Source organism: Telluria sp. ZB2R32 (genome assembly GCF_059685715.1).
This window is the reverse complement of the sequence record NZ_JCASIG010000006.1, coordinates 1-23053: the sequence shown is the minus strand read 5'-3', so window position 1 is coordinate 23053 and position 23053 is coordinate 1. Positions and strand designations below refer to the sequence as shown.

Below are 23053 nucleotides of genomic sequence, written 5' to 3'. Positions count from 1 at the left end.
GCTTACCCCTGCGCCGCGCGCACGGCCACGCGCATGTCGCCGATGCCTTCGATCGCGCAATCGATCACGTCGCCCGGCAGCACCTGGCCGACGCCGGCGCAGGTGCCGCTCATGATGATGTCGCCCGGATGCAGCGTGTAGTAGCTCGAGGCCCAGGCGATCTGCTCGGCGATCCCGATGATCATCTCGGCGGTGCTGGCGCGCTGGCGTAGTTCGCCGTTCACCGACAGGCTGATGTCGAGCCGCTGGGCGTCGCCGATGGCGTCGGCGGTCACCAGCCAGGGGCCGAGCACGGCGTAGCTGTCGAGCGACTTGCGCAGCGAGCGGTCTTCCGGGCCGCGCACGGTCATGTCGAGCGCGATGGCGTAGCCGGCCACGTACGACAGCGCGTCTTCCTGCGCTACGTTGGCGGCGGTCTTGCCGATCACGACCCCGAGTTCCATTTCGTGGTGCGACAGGCGCTCGGGGAAGCGCAGGGCCACGCCCTCGGCTGGCCCGACCAGGGCGCTGGCCGCTTTCAGGAACAGGCCCTGTTCGCGGATCGGACCCTTGTAGCGGTCGGTGAAGGTGGCCTGGTCGGCGTTCGCTTCGGCCACGTGGTCGGCGTAATTCACCGGCACGCCGATGATCTTGCCGGGATTGGCTACCGGGCTCAGGAAGCGTACCTCGCTCGCCGGTTTCGACGGCGCGTTCGGCAGCAGGCGCTCGATCGCCGCGCGCACCGTGTCGAGGTGGGCGATCAGCAGGTCGCCCGGCGCGGCCGGGTAGCGCGCGGTCGGCAAGGCGGCGAGTGCGCCGCTCACGGCATACACGCGGCCGTCGGCGACGACGCCGAGTTGGTGTTGGTCGTACCAGCAGATATTCATGGTGTTGCGTCTTTCATGGGAACGGTTGCGGTGTCTTCCGACAGCAGGCCGAGGCGGCGCAGGATGTCGGCGTCGGAGACGATGAACAGGCGCGCGGCCTGGTCGAAGCTGCGGTGCGCCGCCCAGTTGTGCTGGGGGATGGTGAAGGTGTCGCGCGGGCCCCAGGCGATGGTCTGGTCGCCGATGCGGGTTTCGCCGCAGCCTTCGACCACGGTGCAGACCAGGTTGGCGTTGCTGCGTGTGGGCAGGGTCGTCACGCCGGCGTCGACCTGCAGCATCGCGGTGTCGAGCAGGGGGATGGCGCCGCTGCCATTGACTGGATTGACGTAGCGCACGCGGCGCGCGCCGTCGGGCGAGACGGGCGCGTGGGCGAGCGCGCGCACGGCGTCGGCGTAGGGGTAGCGGAACACCGGCGAGTGCGCGCTGCGGCCGCCGAGTTCGACCGGCAGGATGCCCGCCGAGGCAAAGGCCGCGTCCTCCATGGTGGCCGGCGCGGCCTTCATCGGGCCCGGCTGGAATACCACGGTGCCGAGGTTCTGGTGCAGCGGCACGTCGAGCACGTCGAGCCAGACCACCGGGTCGCTGCCGTCGTGGCGGTGCTCATGCCAGCACATGCCGGGCGTGAGCACGAGGTCGCCGAATTCCATCGGACAGGCCTTGCCGTCGACCAGCGTGACCGCGCCCGATCCTTCGAGCAGGAAGCGCAGCGCATTCATGGTGTGGCGGTGCGGGCGCGCGGTCTCGCCCGGCAGCAGGCATTGCAGCGCGGCCAGCACGTTGCCGCAGGTATGCTCGTCGGCGGGCGAGGCCGCGTGCGGGCTGAGCATCTGCAGCACGCGCCGCTGCACCGCCGCCGGCGAGGTTTCCTGGAAGGCCAGGTCGACCAGCGGGCGGGTCTCGCTCCAGCGCCAGATGTGCGGCGCCAGCGGGCCGGGCGGCGGCTTGTGCGCGTTCGGGCTGGCCCATAATGGCGCCAGGCGGGCGGCGTGCCACTGCTGGTAGACGGCGGAAGTGTGTTCGCTCATGGCGTTCCTTACAGCTTGAAGGATTCGAAGGTACCCGGATGGAACAGGTCTTCCGGCGTCACCAGGCGCGAGGACAGGCCCTGGCGGTGGTGGTGGTCGAAGAATTTCTCGAGCACGTGGCGGTTGCCGTCGATGCCGTAGGACCAGAAGTCCTCGCCCATCAGGTCGCGCGCTTCCTTCAGGCGTTCCTCGGCGAAGGGCAGGGTGATCTTGGTGGCCGAGGTTTCGCTCAGGTGTTCCAGCGCCACTTGCTTGGATTGGTTGAAGGCCTTGTAGACGGCGCCCGGCAGCCACGGGTGCTGCTCGGCCAGTTCGCGGCGCACGCCGAGGATGTGCATGATCGGGAAGATGCGGGTGCGGCGGAAGTAATCCCGGGCCGCGGCGACCGGGTCCGGATACAGCCAGCCGACGTTCGGCGTCCCGGGCGGCAGGTCCGGTGCGCGCGGCGCCACGTAGGCGTCGATCTCGCCCTTGGCCAGCAGGCTGGAGATGGTTTCGCCTTCGGGCGCGTCTTCCAGCTTCACGTTCGGCGGCAGGTCGAGCCTGATCTTTTCGGGGCGGCCGGCGTGCGAGATGCCGCCGCGCACCCAGGTCACGTCTTCCGGCGCCACGCCATGGTCGTCCTGCAGGAAGGAGCGCACCCAGACGTTGGCGGTGAGCTGGTATTCGGGCAGGCCGATGCGGCAGCCGCGCAGGTCTTCGGGCTTGTTGATGCGGTCGGTGCGCACGTAGACCGCGGTATGGCGAAAGGCGCGCGACAGGAACACCGGCACGCCGACGTAGGGCAGCTTGCCGTCGGCGGTCTTGACGGTGGAACTCGAGAGCGACAGTTCGCAGATGTCGAATTCCTCGCCGCGGAAGGCGCGGAAGAAGATCTCTTCCGGCGACAGCGTCATGAAGATCGGATTGACGCCATCGATCTGGACGGCGCCGTCGATCAGGGGACGGCAGCGGTCGTAGTTACCGATGGCCACGGAGAGATTGAGTTTGTTCATGTGTTCCTTGACGATTGAGGCGTGATCAACTGGCCCTATTTTTTGTGATCGTGGCAAGCGAAGCAACGCGCAAAGCTTCATTTCAGCTATGCAGGTGGCGCATCAATCCCCCTAAATCATTCGTAAACCGCATGAAACGGTGCGCTCGCTCATTCGGGGTTCCATGCCCGCACTCACTCGGCAGTAAGTAATTTGCCAATGCCCGTGTTACCATTTTTTTTCGATTCAGGAGAATGCCCCAGTCACCATGTCCCTCACCCCACCACGTCCCCGCCGTTCGGGAGAACACCGCACCAGCGCCGCCTCGCGCGAACGCATCCTCGACGCCGCCTTCGAAGTCATCTGCGACGACGGCTACAGCGGCGCCACCATGGCCAAGGTCGCCAAACGCGCCGAACTGCCGGTCGGCAGCGTCTACTGGCACTTCGAAAACAAGGACCTGCTGCTGGCCGCGCTCATCGAGACCAGCTTCGAACGCTGGCACAGCCAGGTCGCCGCCACCCTGCAGCCGGGGCCCGGCGAAGGGCTCGAGGAACACATCGCGCGCATCTTCGGCAGCGCCGAGCCCGGCCGCCAGTACGACGCGGCCGACTTCTGGCGCCTCGGGGTCATCCTGAGCGTGGAAAAATCGGTGCGCGAACAGGTGGCGCGCGAGCGCTTCCTGGCGATCCGCCAGCGCCAGCGCGCCGAGCTGGCGGCCTGGTGGCGCAATGCCATGCCGGACGCCCTGGTCGCGCACGACCCCGACCTGCCGGACCGGCTGAGCGGTTTCGCACTGGCGCTGCAGGACGGCAACGCCATCGCCGGCGCATCGGGCGAATCGATCCAGTCGTTCCGGCCGATGCTGGCGGCGAGCCTGGTCCACCTGGTCGCCCAGGCCCAGGCCAGCCTGCCCGCGGGCGCCGCTGCGCGCAAGCCGGCCCGGCGCGCACGCCAGGCCTGACGGCGAAAGCGCCCCCCGCAAATGGGTGGGCGCAGGCGCCGAATCACGCGAAAATAAAATATTGATTCTAGAACGGAGATTCAGTTAATATCCATTGAACGCGGCGCCAGCAGGCGACCGATACCCCTTATTCAATGGAGGAAGACGTGGCGAACATCACCGAAGCGAGCACCAGCAAGCGCATCAAGACTAAAAACTGGGACATCCACTACCACGAGGCGGGCGAGGGTCATCCGCTGGTGCTGGTGCATGGCGGCGGACCGGGCGCTTCGTCCTGGAGCAACTACAACCCGAACATCGCGACGCTGGCGAAGAAATACCGCGTGCTCGCCGTCGACCTGCCGGGCTGGGGCAAATCCCAGGCCGTCCACTACGAGCAGCGCGACAACAGCGGCGCGCTGGCCGAATTCCTGGAAGCGCTCGGCATCGAACGCGCCGCCTTCGTCGGCAACTCGATGGGCGGCTCGTCCTGCATCCGCCTGGCCTACGAGCGTCCGGAACTGGTGACCCACCTGATCACCATGGGTTCGTCCGCGGGCGTGCCGGGCATCTTCGACCCGGCCGGCCTGTCCGAAGGCGTCAAGGCGCTGGAAGCGGCCTATTTCAACCCGTCGATCGAAACCATGCGCAAGTTCGTCGAGGGCATGGCCTTCGATACGCGCCACGTCACCGACGACCTGCTGGCCGAGCGCGTCAAGGCCACGCTGGCGCGTCCCGATCACATCGAGGGCTGGAAGAGCGGCCATGGCAAGCCGATGGTCAGGCTCGACCCGCAGCGCGTGGCCACCATCGCCGCGCCGACCCTGCTGATGCATGGCCGCGACGACCGCACCGTCCACTTCAATTCGGCCCTGGTGCTGGCGCGCGCGATCGCCAACTCGCGCGTCTACATCGTCAACCGTTGCGGCCACTGGGTCCAGCTCGAACATACCGACGAATTCAACCGCGTGATCGATTCCTTCATCGAAGGCAATCCGGTCGCCGCCTGACCCTATGCACGCAATCCGGGCCGCTTTCGGCCGTGGATGAACCAAGATTCCAGAGCTTGCGCTCTACAAAATAAATGGAGACAGCGAATGATCAAGTCGCTTGCCTATCTGGGGGTCGCATCCCCCGAACACACAGCGTGGGAAACCTTCGGCCCGGAAGTGCTGGGCCTGCAGCTGGCCGGCCACGGCGCCGACGGCGCGGTGCGCCTGCGCCTGGATGAAGCGCACCACCGCATCGCGATCCACCCGGGCGCGCGCAACGCGGTCGCCTACATCGGCTGGAGCGTGCAGGACGAAGCCGGCGCCCTGGCCGTGATCGAGCGCGTGCGCGCCCATGGCCTCGAGACGGCCCGGTGCACGCGCGAGGAAAGCGCCGAGCGCAAGGTCGAGGGCTTTTACTGGTTCAAGGACCCGTCGGGCTTTCGCCATGAACTGAGCTGGGGCCAGTACCACACGGTCGCGCCCTTCCACCCGAGCCGTGCCATGAGCGGCTTCCGTACCGCGGAACAGGGCCTGGGCCACGTCGTGCTGGCCGTGGCCGACCTGGAGGAGGGCGACCGCTTCTACCGCGAGGTGATGGGGTTCCACCCGTCCGACATCGTGCGCGACGGTCCGCTCGAAGCGCACTTTTACCACATCAACGGGCGCCACCATTCGCTGGCGATCGCCAGCCTGCCGACCCGCGAAGTCGCCTTCCTGCACCTGATGATCGAGGTCAATGCGCTCGACGACGTCGGCAGCGCGCACGACATCTGCGAGGAACGCGCCATCCCGATCACGACCACGCTGGGCCGCCACAGCAACGACCACATGATCTCGTTCTACATGTACACGCCGTCGGGCTTCCGCCTCGAATACGGCTGGGGCGGGCTGGACGTCGAGCACGACCTGTGGGTGCCGCGCACCTACGACAAGCCGAGCAGCTGGGGCCACCGCCGCCAGCACAAGGAACTGACCGCGCTGATGATGGAAGAGGCGCCGCGGCGCTGAGCCGGCGCAGCCTTCCGCACCCACGTAAAACGACACATTCAGGAGATAGCATGCATCCGGTACGAGAAACCATCATCGGCAACATCGACAGCTTTGCCGCCCAGGAACTGCCCAGTAACGCATTGGGCCGCATCACCGACGAAGGCGCGCGCCTGATCCGCGACAGCGGCCTGGTGCGCATGCTGCAGCCAAAGGAGTACGGCGGCTTCGAAGCCGATCCGCGCGAGTTCTACCAGACCGTCATCGACCTGGCCTCGAAGGCCTCGTCGATGGGCTGGGTCGGCTCGGTGGTGGGCGTGCACCCGTTCCAGTTCGGCCAGGGCGACCCGCGCATGCAGGGAGAAGTCTGGGGCCAGGACCACGACACCTGGACCGCCTCGCCCTACGCCCCGATCGGCAAGGCGCGCCGTGTCGACGGCGGCTACGTCCTGAGCGGCCAGTGGCCGTTCTCGTCGGGCACCGACCACTGCAAGTGGGCCGTGCTGGGCGGCTTCGCCGAAAGCGCCGAGGCGCCGGGCGTGTTCAACGTGCTCACTCATTTCGTGCTGCCGCGCGCCGACTACGAGATCCTGCAGGATTCGTGGAACGTGATGGGCCTGTCGGGCACCGGCAGCAAGGACGTCGTCGTGAACGAAGTGTTCGTGCCCGAATACCGCACCTACAACGTGCAGGAGCTCAACGACTGCGTCTACGCCAGCCGCAACCGCCCGGGCACGGCGCTGTACCAGATCCCGTTCGACCTGTTCTTCCCCGGCGCGATTTCGGCCGCGACGCTGGGCATCGCCGCCGGCGTGGTCAATCATTTTGCCGAATACACCGGCTCGCGCGTGACCCGCATGGGCACCAGCCAGACCCAGAATCCGTACCACATGGCTTCGCTCGGCGCGGCGCTGGCCGACATCGACGCGTCGCGCCAGCACGTGCTGGGCGAGATCGGCGAGATCTACAAGCTGGTGCAGGCCGGCGGCCGGGTCACCAAGGAGATGAAGTACAAGGCGCGCGTGAACCAGGTGCGCGCCGTGCGCCGCGCCGCCAGCGCCGCCGCCGAAGTGTTCAAGCACGCCGGCGGCAACGCCAGCCGCGTCACCAATCCGATCCAGCGCACCTGGCGCGACCTGTCGGTGGCGATGGGCCACGCCTGCAACGTCGACGACCCGGTGTATGCGGCGTATGCCGGTTCGCTCTACGGCGTGCCGATCCCGCGCGGCGTGGTGATCTGATGAGCGTGCCGGAAGCACGGTTCGCGCAGCAGGTCGAGTCCGACGTCCGGCGCGCCCTGCAGGAAGACGTCGGCGCCGGCGACCTGACGGCGGCGCTGGTGCCGGCCGGGCGGACGGCGCGCGCCACCATCGTCTGCCGCGAAGAGGCGATCCTCTGCGGCCGGCCCTGGGTGATGGAGACGCTGCGCCAGGTGTCGCCCTCGGCCCAGGCGCTGTGGCACGTCGAGGACGGCGGTCGCTGCATGGCGGGCGCGCCGGTGGTCGAGATCTGCGGCAGCGCGCGCGGCCTGCTGACGGCCGAACGCACCTGCCTGAACTTCCTGCAGACGCTGAGCGGCGTGGCGACGGCGACGGCGCACTACGTCGCCGCCGTGGCCGGCACGCGCGCGGCCATCCTCGACACGCGCAAGACCATCCCCGGCCTGCGCGTGGCCCAGAAGTACGCGGTGCGCTGCGGCGGCGGCAAGAACCATCGCATGGGCCTGCACGACGCCATCCTGATCAAGGAAAACCACATCGCCGCCTGCGGCGGCCTGGGCGCGGCCTATGCGGCGGCGCTGCAGGCCGGCGGCAGCCCCGCTTTCATCCAGGTCGAGGTGGAAACCCTGGCCCAGCTGGAAGAAGCGCTGGCCGCCGGCGTGCCGATGGTCCTGCTCGACAACATGCCGCTCGAGCAGGTGCGCGCAGCGGTGCAACTGGCGGCGGGGCGCTGCAGCCTGGAGATTTCCGGCGGCGTGCGCTACGAAGGCTTGCGCGGGTTGGCCGAGAGCGGCGTCGACCGGATTTCGGCCGGCACCCTGGTCAAGGACCTGCGCGCGATCGACTTCTCGATGCGCTTCAATCCCGCGCCAGTGCACGGCGCCTGAACCGGCACCGATGAAGCTGGCCAGCCTGATCGCGCTGCTGGTGCTGGCGCACACCGCCTTTGCCGGCGGGCGCGTGGTGCTGACCCTGTCCGCCGTCGCGCGGGGCGGCACGCCGTTCGAGGTCGGTCTGGTCATCAGCCTGCTGGCGCTGGTGCCGATGTGCGTGTCGATCCATGCCGGGCGCTGGACCGACCGCAGCGCGCCCGCCACTCCGCTGCTGCTGGCGCTCCTGATGCTCGCGGCGGCGCTGCTGCTGGCGCCGCTGCCGCTGCCCCCGTCGCTACCCGGGCTGGCCGGCCTGGGCGCGGCCGCGGTGCTGCTCGGCAGCGGCTTCGTGCTGGTGCATCTCGTCATCAATAACGCCGTCGGCAATGGCGCCGCCCCGGACCGCCGCACCCACGCTTTCTCGATGCTGGCGCTCGGCATTTCGACGTCCACCATCGCCGGGCCGGTGATCGCCGGCCTGCTGGTCGACCTGGCCGGCCACGGCGCCGCCTTCCTGTCCCTGGCATTGCTGCCCTTGCTGGCCATGGCGCTGCTGTGGACGCAGCGGCGCGCGGCCGCCGTCGCGCCGGCGCGCCCGCCCGGCGGCGCCCGGCCGCGCGTGGCCGACCTGCTGCGCCACGCGCCGCTGCGCGCCGTGTTCATCGTCAGCACGCTGCTATCGATGGGCTGGGACCTGTTTTCCTTCATGATGCCCGTGCACGGCGCTCGCGTCGGCCTGTCCGCCTCGGCCATCGGGCTGGTGATGGGCGCGTTCGGCGCCGGCACCTTCGCCGTGCGCCTGGCCATGCCTTTCCTCGCCCGCCGGCTCGCGCCCTGGCATGTGCTGGCCGGCGCGCTGGCACTGGCGGCGCTGGTGTACGCGCTGCTGCCGCTGTCGCACGCGCTGGCGCCGCTGCTGGCGCTGTCCTTCGTGCTGGGCGTGGGGCTCGGCTCGGCGCTGCCGATGATCATGGGCGAACTGCAGAACAACGCGCCGCCGGGGCGCAGCGGGGAAGCGATCGGCGTACGCACGATGCTGGTCAACGCCAGCCAGACGGCGCTGCCGGTCGGCTTCGGGGCGCTCGGGTCGGCCGGGGGGACGGGATTGGTATTCTGGGCGCTGGCGGCGGTGCTGGCTTGCGGGATCGGATTCGCCCTGCGCCAGCGGCGCCAGCCCGACGCGGGCTGACTGCCCGCCGCACATGCCCCGTCGATGAGGCTTCCGACTGCGCGTGGGTCGCCTCGATCAGGATGTCCATGAACGGTTGCTGCTTCGAGAAAAGCCTCTTCAGTCCATGAGCCGCTCCGCGGCGAAGCGACGGAACGCAGCCATTACCGGCGCCTCGGTCCGCCCGGCCAGGGTGACGCAGGCGAAGCGCGCGCGCGCGGCCAGGGCCGGGGCGACGGCCAGCTCGACCAGGGTCCCGGCGCCGATTTCTGCGCGCACCGCTGCGGCCAGGCCAAGGAAGACCGCCGGCGAGCTCACTACCGCGCGCACCAGGCTGGGCACGTCGTCGCACTGCAAGGTCGTCATCTTCTCGGGCAGTGCCTCGGGACCGTACAGTTCTACCAGCAACCGGGCGATTTCATCGGACAGGGGTGTGGAGGCGACCGGATAGGCCAACACCTGCCCCAGCGTCACCGTTGTCTGCGGCGCCAGCGGATGGTCGGTACGGCAGGCGAAGCAAGTACGCAGCTCGCCGATCGGTTCGGCTACGAGGTCGGCTGCCGGCTCGATGCTGCGCGCATCGGCAATCAGCGCGTCGAGCTCGTGCGTGCGCAGCTGCATCAGCTGCAGCGCGACCGGCCCGCCCGTGATGCGCACGTGGACGCGCGGATGGTGCTCGGCCATATGGCAGAGCAGGGGTGTGGTCAGCATGGCGGCCGGGCCCGATCCGAGCCCGACGCGCAAGGTCCCGCCTTTCCCACCCTGGAAAATGTCGACGCTGCGCCGCAGTTCGCCGGCATCGCGCACGAGCTCCGCAGCGCGCGCCGCGACGTGCGTGCCCAGCGGCGTCGGCTCGACGCGTTTTCCGACGCGGTCGAACAGCAACGCGCCGAGTTCGTCTTCGAGTGCGGCGATGCTGCGGCTTAAGGCGGACTGGGTAATAAACATGCGTTCGGCGGCACGGCTGAAGGAGCGATGCTCGGCGACAGCCAGGAGATGTTCAAGCTGTTTGATATTCATGAGTAAAGCGCATGAGTGTTTGGCGGGCTGCTGCGCGACATCCTGTGCAACCAGGTGCCGCTGGTGCTGCGGCGCGACCTGTACGCCACGGTTTCCCTGGCAACCGGCGCACTCTACGTGGGCCTGCTGCACCTCGGCGTCGGCGCCGGACTGGCCAGCGCCACCGCCATCGGGACAGGCTTTGCCTTCCGCTTGCTGGCGCTGCGCTTTGCGCTGGCGTTGCCGGTGCTGGAGGCGGACACCAGCTCGTTCGACGACGAGCGCGATCCGCTCCACTGATTCATGTCGTCCACATTTCGCATCGCTGCCGGCAAGGGCGGGCCATTTTCCGCGAGCCCGGTACTGGCGGCAGCGCTGCCGGCCTGGCGCTCGCGGCTGGTGCTGTTCGTACTCTTCGCGGGCTTTGCCGCGCTGGGAGTGCGCGCCGCCTGGTTGCAGATGTTCTCCGGCGATTTCCTGCGCGAACGCGGTGCCGCGCGCTATGCGCGTACCCTTGAACTACCCGCGACCCGTGGACGCATACTCGACCGCAATGGCCAGGTGCTGGCGATGTCGCTCCCTGCCAAGTCTCTCTGGGCCATTCCCGAAGAGGTACGCCGGGCGGTGCCGGAAAAGCGCGACGCGCTGGCGCGCCTGCTCGGCATGTCCGGCGCGAGCCTGGATGCCCGGCTGGCGCCACAACGAAGTTTCGTGTACCTCAAGCGGCAGGCGGACCCGGATCTGCTGGAGGCGGTGCGCCGGCTCGGCATCGACGGCATCGGCACCCGCAACGAGTACAAGCGCCACTACCCGCAGGGAGAGCTGACGGCGCATCTGGTGGGATTCAGCAATGTCGAGGACGTCGGCCAGGAAGGCATGGAACTGGCCCACCAGGCCAGCCTCGCCGGAAAGGCGGGCAGCCGCCGGGTGATCAAGGATCGTCTCGGACGGATCGTGGAAGACGCCGGAGCGACGCTGCCGGCGCGCGATGGACGCGACCTGGCGCTGTCGATCGACCGCGACATCCAGCACATCGCCGCCTCGCATTTGAAGGCGGCGCTCGACCGGCACAAGGCGCAGGCCGCCGCCATCGTCGTGCTCGACGTGCAGAGTGGCGAAGTGCTCGCGCTGGCCAACCTGCCGCACTATGACCCGAACGACCGCCGTGTGCTGAATAGAGCCCAGCTACGCAACCGGGTGCTGACCGATACCTACGAACCGGGATCGGTGATGAAGCCGTTCACGATCGCGCTGGCGCTGGAACGCGGGCTGGCGACGCCGGACACGCCGGTCGACACCGCGCCCGGTCACCTGACGATCGGACGCGCCACGATACGCGACGCCAGCCGGCACGGCACCCTGAGCGTAGCGGAAGTGCTGCAGAAGTCGTCCAACGTCGGCACCGTCAAGCTGGCCCTGCGCATGCCCGCGCAGGACATGTGGAGCCTGCTGACGAAGGCTGGATTCGGCCAGGCGCCGCAGCTCGGTTTTCCCGGCAGCGCGGCCGGCACTGCGCCAAGGGCGCAGGTGCCCGGCTACCGGGTAGCGGGCAAGACCAGCACCGCCCACAAGCCGGTCGCCGGCCGCTATACCAACCGCTACATCGCCGGCTTCGTCGGCTTCGCGCCGGTGTCGGCGCCGCGCATCATCGTCGCCGTGATGATCGACGAACCCACCGAGGGCGGCTATTTCGGCGGCCGCGTCGCCGCGCCGGTGTTCGCGGCCGTGACGCGCGACACGCTGCGGGCGCTGGAAGTTGCGCCCGATGCGCCGGTGGCCGACATCATCGTGCCGGTCGAGCAGGTGACGCAAGCGCCCTGACGATGCTGCGCTGCGCTTACTCGGCGTCCGGCTGCAGGTCCGGATGCGCGGCGCGGAAGGCGGCCAGTTCGGCGCAGTGGGCGTCGATGGCAAGCAGCGTCGGATAGCCGGAGAGGTCGCAGTCGAAGCGGCGCGCGTTGTACAACTGCGGCACCAGGCAGCAGTCGGCCATGCCGGGCGTGTCGCCGTGGCAGAAGCGGCCGGTGGCCGGGTTGCCGGCCAGCTGGCGCTCGAGCGCCTCCAGGCCGAGCGCGACCCAGTGGCGGTACCAGGCGTTCTTCCGGTCCTGGCTCGCGTTCAGTTCCGCGCCGAGATACTTCAGCACGCGCAGGTTGTTCACCGGATGGATGTCGGCGGCGATCATCTGCGACAGCGCGCGCACCCGCGCGCGGCCGGCCGGGTCGGGCGGCAGCAGCGGCGCGCCCTGGCGCGTTTCGTCGAGATACTCGATGATGGCGAGCGACTGCGGCAGCACCAGGCCGTCGATCTCCAGCACCGGCAGCAGGTGCTGCGGATTGACGGCGTCGAAGGCGGCGCCGAACTGCTCGCCGCCGTTCTTCGACAGGTGGACCCAGGTTTCCTCGGCCACCAGCTCCTTCAGGTTCAGCGCGATGCGCACCCGGTACGAGGCCGAGCTGCGGTAGTAGGTATGCAGCAGCATGGTCATACGACCTTGACGCTGATCGGCGCCAGGCCGGCGACGCTGCCGTGCATGGTCTGGCCGCGCACGACGGCGCCCACGCCTTCGGGCGTGCCGGTCATGATCAGGTCGCCCGGCTGCAGTTCGAACAGGGTCGAGAGCTGGGCGATGGTTTCGTTGATGTTCCAGATCAGGTGGGTGATGTCGCTGCTCTGCACCGTCTTGCCGTCGACCGTCAGGGCGATGGCGCCGGCGTCGATCGCGCCGCAGTCGCCCACTGGCGTGATCGGGCCGATCGGCGCCGAATAGTCGAAGGCCTTGCCGATTTCCCAGGGGCGGCCGGCTTCGCGCATGCGCATCTGCAGGTCGCGCCGGGTCATGTCCAGGCCCACAGCGTAGCCGAAGATGTGCTGCGCGGCGTCCTCGGGCGCGATGTCGCGCCCGCCCTTGCCGATGGCGACCACCAGTTCGATCTCGTAGTGGTAATTCCCGGTGCACGGCGGGTAGGGCAGCTCGACGGTGGCGCCGGCCGGCACCGGCACGATCGAGGCGGCGTCGTTCGGCTTGCAGAAGAAGAACGGCGGTTCGCGGTCCGGGTCGAAGCCCATTTCGCGCGCGTGGGCGGCGTAGTTGCGGCCGACGCAGTAGACGCGGCGCACCGGGAAGGCGGCGTCCGTGCCGTGCACGGGAAGGCCGACGGCGGGCGCCGGCGCGAAGACGAATTGCTGGTTCATGGTGGTCTCTTTCGTAAAACGTTATGCGGGGAGGAATTCTTCGCGCAGCATGCCGAGCGCTTCGAGCACGGGACGGTCCGAGAAGCTGAACAGCACCACGTCCTGCGGCGCGTCCAGCACCAGCGTGGCCCAGGACGGCACCACGAAGGTGTCGCGCGGCGCGAAATCGTAGCGGCGTCCGCCGATGGTGGCGCTGCCGCTGCCTTCGACCACGCTGTAGACGGTGCCGTCGGTGCTGCGGTGCGGCAGGCCCGTGAAGCCGGCCGGCAGCAGTTGCATGCAGGCGCCGATGGTCGGCATCGGGGCGCCGCCGGTGAGCGGGTTAATGTAGCGCAGCTTGACGCCGACCCAGGCATCGATCTCCTGCTGGCGGCGCAGCGTGTCGAGCGCTTCACGCGAGCGGGCGTAGGGGTAGTTGAAGATCGGCGAGCTGGAACGGGTATGCAGCTGGCGCACCGGCGCCATGTTGTAACCGTAGGCGGCCAGGCTGCGGCCCTCGGGGCGCGCCACCTGCTGGCTGGCCGCTGCGCCGTTCTCGGCGAAGCCGCCGCTGAAGAAGCGCGTCATCGGGATGTCGAGGCCGTCGAGCCAGACCACCGGTTCGGCCACGCCGTCGATGCCCGGGTTGCCATGGTCGTGCCAGGCCCACGACGGCGTCAGGATGAAGTCGCCCGGGTGCATGGTGGTGCGTTCGCCGTCCACCGCGGTGTAGGCGCCTTCGCCCTGCACGATGAAGCGCAGCGCGGACTGGGTATGGCGGTGCGCCGGCGCGACTTCGTCGGGCAGGATCAGCTGCATGCCGGCGTACAGCGAATGGGTGATCGAGGAGCTGCCGGGCAGGGCCGGGTTTTCCAGCACCAGCACGCGGCGCACGGCTTCCTCGGCCGAGATCAGTTCCCCGGCGCGCGCCAGCAGCGGTTCGAGGTCGGCGAAGCGCCACAGCGCGGCTTCGTAGCCGGGGGCGGGCTGCTTCGGCACCAGCGAGTGCAGCGACTCCCACAAAGGCGTCAGGTGCAGGCCCAGCATGTCGTCGTAGAGGGCGCGGCGCGCGGCGGCGATGTCCTGCGGTGTCGTGTGTTGCATGGTGATTTTCCTGATAGGGTTCAGTTGGTGGCCAGGCAGTCGGCCGCGTTCCAGGCGTATAGCCACTGCAGCGCTTCGTAGAAGCCGCGCTGTTCGCGGCCCTTCCACAAGTCGTTGCGCACCAGGCGCTCGACGCCGTGGGCATGGTAGAGGCGGCCCATCTCGCGCGCCGACAGCACCACGCGCGCGGTGCGGGCGATGCGCGACCTCTGGTACAGCGCGAACGCCGCTTCCATGTCGAAGCCGCAGCGGCGCACCGCTTCGCCCAGCGTGACCGCGTCTTCCAGCGCCATGCAGGCGCCTTGCGCCAGGTATTGCAGGGTTGGGTGGGCGGCGTCGCCGAGCAGGGTGATGCGGTCCTTCGTCCAGTTGTCGACCGGGTTGCGGTCGGCGGTGCTCCAGCGGCGCCAGCTCGACGGGCAATGCAGCAGCTGGCGCGGCAGCTCGGCGATCCCGGTGAAATACGACAGCACTTCGTCCTTGCTGCCGTCGCGCACGTCCCAGACTTCCGGTTCGCGGCTGTGGAAGGTGACGACCAGGTTGTACTGGTCGCCGCTCCTGAGCGGGTAGTGCACCAGGTGGCAGTTGGGGCCGGCCCAGAGCACCGGCGCGTTCAGGCGCAGCGCCTCGGGCATCTCGGCGGCCGGCACCACCGCGCGGTACACCACGTGGCCGGAGACGCGCACCGCGTCGCCCACCACGACCTCGCGCGCCACCGACTTGATGCCGTCGCAGCCGACCAGGTAATCGGCGCGGAAGCGCCGGCCGTCGCCCGCGTGCACCGTGACGCCGGCCGCGTCCTGTTCGATCGCCTCGATGCGGCAGGAGGTGACGAGATCGATATGCGGCGTGTCCTGCACGTGCGCGAGGATGGCGGTATGGATGTCGGCGCGGTGGATGACGGCATAGGGATTGCCGAAGCGCGCGCGGAAGGGTTCGCCGACTTCGAAAGAACCGACTTCGCTGCAGTCGATCGCGTCCATCATCACCAGGCGTTCGGTGAACACGGCGCGGTCGCGCACCGCGGCGCCGACGCCGAGCGCGTCCAGCGCGGCAAAGGCATTCGGCGCCAGCTGCAGGCCGGCGCCGATTTCGCCCAGCGTCGGCGATTGTTCCAGCACCGTCACGTGGATGCCCAGGCGCGCCAGCGCCAGCGCGGTGGCGATGCCGCCGATGCCGGCGCCGGCGATGATGACGGTGGGTTTGTGGGTGTCGCTCGGGGTCATGATGGGCTCCATACGTCGCTTGAATGGCCCCAGTCTGCCGCGATTCGACTATATTGGAAACTGATCGTCTCTGATTGCTATAATCAGGATTTCCAATAGTGGTGGCCGGATGAAACGCTTCGATCTCGAACTGCTGCTGATCTTCGACGAGATCTACAAGACCGGCAACGTGACGCGCGCGGCGCGCAACCTGGCGCTGCCGCAGTCGACGGTGAGCCTGGGCCTGGGCAAGCTGCGCGAACATTTCAACGACCGCCTGTTCAGCCGTACCGCCAAGGGCATGGAGCCGACGCCGCGCGCCGAAAATGCGATTGGCGACGTGCGCCGGGCGCTGCAGGCACTGCAGCACGCGCTGGCCGACGAACCGGTATTCGACCCGGGCGGCAGCACGCGCGCGTTCCGCATCTGCATGACCGACATCAGCGAGATCGTCTTGCTGCCGCGCCTGCTCAACTACCTGTCCGAACACGGGCCCGGCATCCAGGTCGAGATCTCGAAGATTTCGCCCGACAGTCCGCTGGAACTGGCCGACGGCCGGGTCGACCTGGCGGTCGGCTTCATGCCGCACCTGGAGGCGGGCTTCTACCAGCAGAAGCTGTTCGACCAGCACTTTGTCTGCCTGGTGTCGAAGCGCCATCCGCGCATTCGGGACGACAAGGACCTCGACCTGGAAGCGCTGCGCCGCGAAGAACACGTGCTGGTGCGCACCTCCGGCACCGGCCACGCCATCGTCGACAAGGTGCTCGCGCGCGAAGGCATCCAGCGCCGCGTCGTCCTGCGCCTGCCCAGCTTTCTCGGCGTGGCGCGCATCGTCGCCCAGACCGGGCTGCTGGCCATCGTGCCGCACCGCTACGCCGCCGCCATGGGCGACAGCGAAGACGTGCGCCTGCTGCCGGTGCCGGTCGAGCTGCCGAGCTTCCAGGTCAAGCAGCACTGGCACGAGCGCTTTCATGCCGATGGGTCGAACCGCTGGTTGCGGCAGGTATTCGCCGGCCTGTTCGGCCAGGAGGCGGGTGGCTGACCTGGCCGCCCGAGCCGAGCGCCGGCTGCATAGCAGAATTGCAAGGGAGGCCGTTGCTCGGCTTGTACGATCGCTCTACATTGGGATATTCACTTCATAACATCGAACCCAAAGGAGACCAAGTGATCGATGCCGAAAAAGGCCCGTGGAAGTATCTGGTGATGTGGCTGCGGTTTTATTACGCGATCCACTTTTTAAAATCCGGCATCAATTACGCGGTCTTCGGCGTCATCCCGGATTTCAGCAAGGCCGGGGCCGTCGGCCCCTATCTCGCCGAAATGAACAATATCGGCTTCTACCCGTTCATCAAGTACCTGGAAATCGTGCTCGGGTCGATGTTGTTGTTCAATGTCTTCGTGCCGCTGGCGCTGGCCGTCATGGCCGGCATCGCGTTCCAGATCGCCTACCTGAATCTCGTCATTTCACCGCACCCGCGCCAGTTGTTCACCGGGACCCAGGAACTGCTGCTGTGCGGCCTGCTCATCCTGGCATACGGCAAAAGCTATTCCGGACTCCTGGTCGGCAAGGCAAAGCCCCATTTCCTCTGGTCCAAATAACAGCAAAGGATGCATGCCATGAGTACTCAACCAAGCCGCAGGGATGTCATTGTCGTGGTGGCGGCCGCCGCCATCTGGACGCTGGTCGTCGTCGCCTTTTCCACCACCATGGGCTCGCGCCCGCTGCGGATCTACGATTGGGGGCCGCCAGTGTTTGCGTGCCTGTTGACCTTGCTGGTCATGATGAAGGAGGCGCGCTCGTCGTAAATCCGGAATGACGCCGCTTGCCTGGTAAGCGAACTTGGTAAGCGAACTAGTAAGCGAACGTCCTGGCCTGGGTGCAATCCAGATAAGCCATACGCGTACGCAACGACCAGATTTCATGCGCCAGGTTGTGCAATGCAAGCGTCTGGTCGTCACCAACCTGGCGCTCGGCTGCGGGGACCGACGGCATGCTGTCGGTCAACACCGGCGCAGCGCTGGCGACCTTGACGAAGAGCGCGCTGCGGGCAGCGATGTCGGACGAGAGTTGCGTGCAGGCGGCGGCGCCATTGTCCGCGGCCTGGGCTGCGGAGCCGGCACCGGTGCAAAGCGCGAAGCAGAAAAGTGCGATCGATTTCTTCATGATGGGGTTTGAATTCTGTAGGGGATCGTGAATTATTGTGCAGTGCAGCATCAAGCGCCAATTCTTTCTCGTGATGTGAGGTATTTCCCGCAAGAATAGAAGCCCACCCCAGCTGCTTGACATTTGCACCACCCCTGAACCACAATCGAACGATCGTTCGGTTTTCCTTGCCCAAGGGGTTCGCCATGACCAGCTCGACCGCAATCGCCCACCGTATCTGCCCGTTCTGCGAGGCCAGCTGCGGCCTCGAACTGGACGTCGAGGAGGGCCGCGTCGTCCGTATTCGCGGCGACCGGCACGACGTGTTCTCGCAGGGCTTCCTGTGCCCCAAGGCCATCGGCCTCAAGGACTTGCACGACGACCCCGACCGCCTGCGCGTGCCGCTCATCAAGCGCGGCGGCAAGTTCATCGAAGCCAGCTGGAGCGAAGCCTATGCGGAGATCGAACGGCGCCTGCCGCCGGTCATCGCGGCCGGCGGACCGGACGCAGTGGCGACGGTGCTGGGCAATCCGGTCTCGCACAAGATGAGCCTGATGCTCTATTTCCCGCGCCTGGCGCGGGCGCTGGGCACGCGCAACATGTTCTCGGCGTCCAGCGTCGACCAAGTGCCCAAGATGCTGTCGAGCGGCCTCCTGTTCGGCAGCTGGCTGTCGGTTCCCGTTCCCGATATCGAACGTTGCGACTTCCTGCTGGTCCTCGGCGCCAACCCGATGGTATCGAACGGCAGCTTGTGGACGGTGCCGGACTTCCGCGGCAAGGCCAGGGCCTTGCGCGCGCGCGGCGGCAAGCTGGTCGTGGTCGATCCGCGCCGCACCGAGACCGCCGACGTGGCCGATGCCCACCATTTCATTCGTCCCGGCGCCGACGTGTTCTTCCTGCTCGGCATGGTGCAGGCGCTGTTCGACGAAGGCCTGGTGCGTCCTGGCCGGCTGGGCGCGCACTGCAACGGCGTCGAGGAGCTTGCCGCGGCGGTGCGCGACTACGCGCCCGAACGCGTCGCCGCGCGCTGCGGCATCGATGCCGCCACCATTCGCGGCCTGGCCCGGTCGCTCGCCGCCACGCCGCGCGCCGCCATCTATGGCCGTATCGGCACCTGCACCCAGCAGTTCGGCACCTTGTGTTCCTGGCTGATCGATGTGATCAACGTCCTGAGCGGTCACCTCGACGAGGAGGGCGGCGCCATGTTTCCCAAGGCCGCGGCGTTCGCTGCGAATACGCGCGGCAAGCCGGGCGCCGGCCGCGGGGTAATCAGTGGCCGCCATCGCTCGCGGGTGTCGGGTGCGGTGGAAGTGGCGGGCGAGCTGCCGATCACCTGCCTGGCCGAGGAAATCGACACGCCCGGCCCCGGGCAGATCAGGGCGCTCATCGCCATCGCCGGCAACCCGGTGCTCTCCAGCCCCAACGGCCCGCGCCTGGCGGCCGCGCTGGACCGGCTGGAGTTCATGGTCAGTCTCGACATCTACCTCAACGAAACCTCGCGCCACGCCGATGTGATCCTGCCCGGACCGTCGCCGCTGGAGGACGCGCACTACGACGTCACCTTCACCCAGTTCTCGCACCGCAATCATGCGCGCTACAGCGAGCCGGTACTTCAGCGTCAGCCAGGGGTGCCCGACGAGTGGGAGAGCGTGCTGCGCATCGCCGCGATCGCCGCAGGGAAGGGCGCCGACGCCGACATCGCGGCCCTGGACGACGCCTTGCTCCTGGAGGAGCTGGACAAGGCCTTCGGTCCGGCCGCCGCGGAGGTGATGGCGACGCTGGGACCGCAGCGCGGGCCGCAACGCCTGCTGGACCTGGCCTTGCGCAGCGGCCCTTACGGCGACGGGTTCGGCCAAGTGCCCGGCGGGCTCACGCTGGACAGGATCAGGCAAGCCCCCTCCGGCATCGACCTGGGACCGATGACCCGGCGCATTCCCGAAGCCTTGCGCACGCCATCGGGGAAAATCGAACTCGCCCCAATCATGCTGATCGATGACCTGGCGCGGGTGGCGGCGGACCTGGCTGTGCCCGCACCGGATCTCGTCATCGTCGGCCGGCGCCAGCTGCGCTCGAACAACAGCTGGATGCACAACCTGCCGGTGCTGGCCAAGGGCGCCTATCGCTGCACGGCGCTGGTGCATCCGGTCGACGCAGCCCGCCTCGGCCTGGTTGACGGCGGCATGGCGCGGCTCGGTAACGGCCTACGCCGTGTCCAAGTCCAGGTCGAAGTAAGCGACGAGATGATGCCCGGCGTGGTCAGCCTGCCGCATGGCTGGGGCCACGACCTGGCAGGCATCCGTCTTGGCGTGGCGGCGCAGCAGCCCGGCGTGAACCTGAACGCGCTGCTGGACGAGAACCTGCGCGATCCCTTGTCGGGAAATGCAGTGCTGTCCGGCGTGGCGGTGGAGATGGCGCCGCTCTGAGAGCAAGTTAATTCGATCAGCGCTTTCATATCAATCGACATTCGCAAATATATTGTCGATCTTATGAGCCGGCGGCGCACTTCCAATGATATATAAGCAAGCTATTTTAGCAAATCCATTTCGATTGATTACCGGAACTGCCGAATTCCGATTTAAATTTTGATTTCCTGTTCCTGAACTGTATATTGGCGTCCCTTATCGTTGACTGCCTATCGTTTCAGAATCATGGCTTCCAGTAACGCGCATCATTCGACCGGCATTGCCGCCGGGTTGATTGCTGCCGCTCTTGTATTTCACGCGGGGGCAAGTGGGCCCTACCATATCTGGAGCATCCTCGCCGTTTTCGCGGGCATCTCGGGAGGAACTGCGCCCGACTGGCTCGAGGTGGCCTGGTGGTCGAGGAAGCGAAAACTGTGGATCACCCATCGGACCTGGACGCATTGGGGAATCGCCTGGTTCGCGTTATTGGCTTATTCATATTTTTCGCTCAATGAATCGGCTTATGCACCAGTCGCATTCGGCTTTGCCGCGGGTGGCTTGATGCATCTGCTCGCTGATTGGCCAAATCCACTGGGCGTGCCATGGATTATCGGTCGCCATTCTCTCAATTTATGGAAAAGTGGACGATGCGACATGATTGTTGAGTTTCTGGCATGGGCCGCGGCATTCGTTATTGCCGACGCTGTATATTTCCGCAACGAATATACCTGCAAATTCATCAGTCTCGTCATGCCGGCTTGTTTGACTTCGATGCATTTTTAATGATTCTGTCATGAAGCTCAGCCAGAAAATCGGCGTTGCGCTCGCGTTCTGTGCGGCCGCGGCGCTCATCCCGGCGCTTGTCCCAGGTCCCGCCCACGCCGCCGGCGCGCGGCCGGCCCCCGCCGCCATCCATGCCCTGGCCGTCCAGGCCGCGCAGTCGCCCGCAATGCCCACGGGTCCCTACGACGAACGCGGCTGGCTCGACCGCTTCTACGGTCCGCGCAAGTACGCGCCGGCCTGGAATCCGTCGACTGCCGCGGCAGCCTTGTGGGTGCTGGGCCAGGCCAGGCTGCAGGGCCTGGACCCGCTCGACTATGGCACCGACGCGCTGCAGCGCGAACTGCGCGCAGGCAAAGCCGATAGCGCCCGTTTCGACGTCGCGCTGACCTCGGCCATGCTGCGCTACCTGGCCGACCTGCGCGTCGGCCGCGTGCGCTCCGAATACCACACCCGCCTGCCTGATCCGCGCCTGAAACAGTACGATCCGGTCGAGCGCCTGCGCGCCGGACTCGCCGCCGGAAAGCTGCAGGCCGCGGTCCAGGCCGCGCAGCCGACAATCTGGCAGTACGGACGCGTCAAGGCGGCGTTGGCGGCTTACCGCGCGCTGTCCGGGCAGCCGTATCCGGCGCTGCCGCGACCGGCCGCCAAAGCCGTGCCCGGCAGCGCCTATCGGGGCGCGCAGGCGCTGCATGCGCGCCTGGTGCTGCTGGGCGACTTGCCGGCCGATGCGCCGCCTCCACCCGACGGCATCTACGACGAGCGGATGGAAGAGGGCGTCCGGCATTTCCAGGCCCGTCATGGACTGGTCGATGACGGCGTGCTGGGCCGTGGCACGATCGACGCCCTGAATGTGCCGCCGACGCGGCGCGTACGCCAGCTGGAACTGACGCTGGAGCGCCTGCGCTGGCTGCCCGATGTCGGCCCCGGTCCGCTGATCCTGGTCGACCTGCCGGCCTACCGCTTGTGGGCGCTGCACAAGGCCGATGGCAATGGCGAAAGCGCCGTGGCGCCGCTCGAGATGCGGGTCGTGGTCGGCTCCGCGGTCAAGACCGAAACCCCGCTGTTCGTCGGCCGGATGCGCTACCTCGAGTTCAATCCGTACTGGAACGTCCCGCGCAGCATCCTCGACAAGGAACTCCTGCCCAAGCTCAAGCGCAATCCTGCCTACCTCGCGCAGAACGAGATGGAGACGGTGCCGGCCGGCGCCAGCGTGGCCGATCTTCAGGCAGGCCGGGCGCGCGTGCGCCAGCGCCCGGGAGCGAAGAATGCACTGGGCGCGATCAAGTTTGCGTTGCCGAATCCGATGGACATTTACCTGCACTCGACCCCGGCGCGCGAGGCGTTCCAGCGCAGCCGGCGCGACCTGTCGCACGGCTGCATACGGGTCGAGCATCCGGCGGCCCTGGCCCAGTACGTGCTGGGCCGGCAGCGTCAATGGAACGCCGACACGATCCAGGAAGCGCTGCAGCCGGGGCCGACCCGGCACGTCGACCTGGTCCAGGCGATTCCCGTCGTGATGTTCTACGCCACCGCCAGCGTCGACTGGGAAGGGAATCCGCGCTTTGCCGCGGATATCTACGGCCGCGACCCGAAGCTCGAGCGGGCGCTGGCGGCCCGCCGCAGGCAACTCGTCTCCGCGGCGGGTGCGCAACCGGCTCGCACTTCTTAGCGCGTCTTCCTGCGCAGCACCGGGACTTGCAGCGTGTCGCGGAGTTTGCTATAGTTCGCCTCCGCTTCGGTTCGAGCAGAAAACGTTAGTGTAATCAAGTGCTTACAATAACGAGCTCGACAGGGAAATTTGCAGCGAAGCGAAATGAGGGGTTGATGAGTCAAGCGAAATACTGCATAATCTCACTTCTCTGCTGCTGACGAACAAAACGATTCGCAGAATGCAGCAAGGCAGTACGGAATAAAGTTCTTTAAAAATTAACAGTCGATAAGTGTGGGCGTTTGATGAAGGTGCCAGGAACTTCGGTTCTTGATTACTTAAATTATCAAATGTTCACAAAAGTATTAAGCGTTGTCTCAGCAATGGGATGACGGTCAGTATCTTGAGTGAGCGACCCCTTAGCAATAAGGGTGACACGAAAGTGTCAAAAACAGAGATTAAACTGAAGAGTTTGATCCTGGCTCAGATTGAACGCTGGCGGCATGCTTTACACATGCAAGTCGAACGGCAGCGCGGGGCAACCTGGC

The 23053-nt window shown here is 67.2% G+C and carries 23 protein-coding genes and 1 rRNA gene; 15 read left to right on the top strand and 9 right to left on the bottom strand.

Going from position 1 to position 23053, the window contains the following annotated elements:
* Positions 1-2 precede the first annotated feature (2 nt).
* From AC56LG_RS17800 to AC56LG_RS17790, 3 genes are read right to left on the bottom strand one after another with little or no spacing between them, the layout of a single operon-like run.
* The gene (locus tag AC56LG_RS17800) at positions 3-866 is read right to left on the bottom strand and encodes a fumarylacetoacetate hydrolase family protein (RefSeq protein ID WP_497167404.1); all 864 of its coding nucleotides are present in this window, start codon (positions 864-866) and stop codon (positions 3-5) included.
* Positions 863-1891: a cupin domain-containing protein gene (locus AC56LG_RS17795; RefSeq protein WP_497167403.1), complete on the bottom strand. Its 1029-nt coding sequence runs from the start codon at positions 1889-1891 to the stop codon at positions 863-865. The genes AC56LG_RS17800 and AC56LG_RS17795 overlap by 4 nt, the downstream gene beginning before the upstream one ends.
* Positions 1892-1899: 8 nt before the next feature.
* Positions 1900-2886 (bottom strand): substrate-binding domain-containing protein, encoded by a 987-nt coding sequence (locus AC56LG_RS17790; RefSeq protein WP_497167402.1) that lies wholly within the window; start codon positions 2884-2886, stop codon positions 1900-1902.
* Positions 2887-3133: 247 nt separating this feature from the next.
* Between AC56LG_RS17790 and AC56LG_RS17785 the strand changes: the two genes are divergently transcribed.
* The 6 genes from AC56LG_RS17785 to AC56LG_RS17760 all read left to right on the top strand — a co-directional run bounded on the left by AC56LG_RS17785 (position 3134) and on the right by AC56LG_RS17760 (position 9068).
* Positions 3134-3829 carry a TetR/AcrR family transcriptional regulator gene (locus tag AC56LG_RS17785; RefSeq protein ID WP_497167401.1) on the top strand — a complete coding sequence of 232 codons (696 nt, stop codon included), beginning with the start codon at positions 3134-3136 and terminating at the stop codon, positions 3827-3829.
* A 146-nt stretch (positions 3830-3975) separates the two neighbouring features.
* On the top strand, positions 3976-4818 hold the full coding sequence (locus tag AC56LG_RS17780; protein WP_497167400.1) for an alpha/beta fold hydrolase: 843 nt from the start codon (positions 3976-3978) through the stop codon (positions 4816-4818).
* An 87-nt stretch (positions 4819-4905) separates the two neighbouring features.
* Entirely contained in the window at positions 4906-5808 is a 903-nt protein-coding gene (locus tag AC56LG_RS17775) for a VOC family protein (protein ID WP_497167399.1), read from the top strand.
* Between the two features lie 50 nt (positions 5809-5858).
* A complete protein-coding gene (locus tag AC56LG_RS17770) occupies positions 5859-7028 on the top strand; it encodes an acyl-CoA dehydrogenase family protein (RefSeq protein ID WP_497167398.1) in 1170 nt (389 codons plus the stop codon).
* Positions 7028-7894: a carboxylating nicotinate-nucleotide diphosphorylase gene (gene nadC / locus AC56LG_RS17765; protein WP_497167397.1), complete on the top strand. Its 867-nt coding sequence runs from the start codon at positions 7028-7030 to the stop codon at positions 7892-7894. Before AC56LG_RS17770 ends, nadC begins: the two co-directional genes overlap by 1 nt.
* 10 nt (positions 7895-7904) lie before the next feature.
* The gene (locus AC56LG_RS17760; RefSeq protein ID WP_497167396.1) at positions 7905-9068 is read left to right on the top strand and encodes an MFS transporter; all 1164 of its coding nucleotides are present in this window, start codon (positions 7905-7907) and stop codon (positions 9066-9068) included.
* Between the two features lie 99 nt (positions 9069-9167).
* Here AC56LG_RS17760 and AC56LG_RS17755 read toward each other — a convergent pair whose 3' ends face one another.
* Entirely contained in the window at positions 9168-10067 is a 900-nt protein-coding gene (locus AC56LG_RS17755; RefSeq protein ID WP_497167395.1) for a LysR family transcriptional regulator, read from the bottom strand.
* Positions 10068-10082: 15 nt separating this feature from the next.
* Here AC56LG_RS17755 and AC56LG_RS17750 point away from each other — a divergent pair, with 15 nt between their 5' ends.
* Both AC56LG_RS17750 and AC56LG_RS17745 read left to right on the top strand, forming a co-directional pair.
* Complete coding sequence (locus tag AC56LG_RS17750; protein ID WP_497167394.1) at positions 10083-10346, top strand: trimeric intracellular cation channel family protein; 264 nt, start codon at positions 10083-10085, stop codon at positions 10344-10346.
* A gap of 3 nt (positions 10347-10349) precedes the next feature.
* On the top strand, positions 10350-11867 hold the full coding sequence (locus tag AC56LG_RS17745; RefSeq protein ID WP_497167393.1) for a peptidoglycan D,D-transpeptidase FtsI family protein: 1518 nt from the start codon (positions 10350-10352) through the stop codon (positions 11865-11867).
* Positions 11868-11883: 16 nt separating this feature from the next.
* Here AC56LG_RS17745 and maiA read toward each other — a convergent pair whose 3' ends face one another.
* Genes maiA through AC56LG_RS17725 form a run of 4 tightly spaced genes read right to left on the bottom strand, consistent with a single transcriptional unit; the run spans position 11884 to position 15550 of the window.
* Positions 11884-12528 (bottom strand): maleylacetoacetate isomerase, encoded by a 645-nt coding sequence (maiA, locus tag AC56LG_RS17740; RefSeq protein WP_497167709.1) that lies wholly within the window; start codon positions 12526-12528, stop codon positions 11884-11886.
* Positions 12529-12530: 2 nt separating this feature from the next.
* Positions 12531-13241 (bottom strand): fumarylacetoacetate hydrolase family protein, encoded by a 711-nt coding sequence (locus tag AC56LG_RS17735; protein WP_497167392.1) that lies wholly within the window; start codon positions 13239-13241, stop codon positions 12531-12533.
* A 21-nt stretch (positions 13242-13262) separates the two neighbouring features.
* Positions 13263-14324 (bottom strand): gentisate 1,2-dioxygenase, encoded by a 1062-nt coding sequence (gene gtdA, locus AC56LG_RS17730; RefSeq protein ID WP_497167391.1) that lies wholly within the window; start codon positions 14322-14324, stop codon positions 13263-13265.
* Positions 14325-14344: 20 nt separating this feature from the next.
* Positions 14345-15550: a 3-hydroxybenzoate 6-monooxygenase gene (locus AC56LG_RS17725; RefSeq protein ID WP_497167390.1), complete on the bottom strand. Its 1206-nt coding sequence runs from the start codon at positions 15548-15550 to the stop codon at positions 14345-14347.
* Positions 15551-15659: 109 nt separating this feature from the next.
* Between AC56LG_RS17725 and AC56LG_RS17720 the strand changes: the two genes are divergently transcribed.
* The 3 genes from AC56LG_RS17720 to AC56LG_RS17710 all read left to right on the top strand — a co-directional run bounded on the left by AC56LG_RS17720 (position 15660) and on the right by AC56LG_RS17710 (position 17335).
* The gene (locus AC56LG_RS17720) at positions 15660-16571 is read left to right on the top strand and encodes a LysR family transcriptional regulator (protein WP_497167389.1); all 912 of its coding nucleotides are present in this window, start codon (positions 15660-15662) and stop codon (positions 16569-16571) included.
* Between the two features lie 161 nt (positions 16572-16732).
* Complete coding sequence (locus tag AC56LG_RS17715) at positions 16733-17128, top strand: hypothetical protein (RefSeq protein ID WP_497167708.1); 396 nt, start codon at positions 16733-16735, stop codon at positions 17126-17128.
* Between the two features lie 18 nt (positions 17129-17146).
* Positions 17147-17335, top strand: coding sequence for a hypothetical protein (locus AC56LG_RS17710; protein ID WP_497167388.1), 189 nt, complete (start codon positions 17147-17149; stop codon positions 17333-17335).
* A gap of 46 nt (positions 17336-17381) precedes the next feature.
* On the opposite strand, the gene AC56LG_RS17705 is transcribed toward AC56LG_RS17710, so the two are convergent.
* A complete protein-coding gene (locus AC56LG_RS17705) occupies positions 17382-17693 on the bottom strand; it encodes a hypothetical protein (protein WP_497167387.1) in 312 nt (103 codons plus the stop codon).
* 185 nt (positions 17694-17878) lie between these two features.
* On the opposite strand from AC56LG_RS17705, the gene AC56LG_RS17700 reads away from it, so the two are divergent.
* The 4 genes from AC56LG_RS17700 to AC56LG_RS17685 all read left to right on the top strand — a co-directional run.
* A complete protein-coding gene (locus tag AC56LG_RS17700) occupies positions 17879-20095 on the top strand; it encodes a molybdopterin-dependent oxidoreductase (RefSeq protein WP_497167386.1) in 2217 nt (738 codons plus the stop codon).
* Positions 20096-20320: 225 nt separating this feature from the next.
* Positions 20321-20857, top strand: a complete 537-nt coding sequence (locus AC56LG_RS17695; protein ID WP_497167385.1) for a metal-dependent hydrolase — start codon at positions 20321-20323, stop codon at positions 20855-20857.
* 10 nt (positions 20858-20867) lie between these two features.
* On the top strand, positions 20868-22526 hold the full coding sequence (locus tag AC56LG_RS17690; RefSeq protein WP_497167384.1) for a L,D-transpeptidase family protein: 1659 nt from the start codon (positions 20868-20870) through the stop codon (positions 22524-22526).
* A gap of 439 nt (positions 22527-22965) precedes the next feature.
* Positions 22966-23053 (top strand): 16S ribosomal RNA (locus AC56LG_RS17685); the annotation flags it as partial.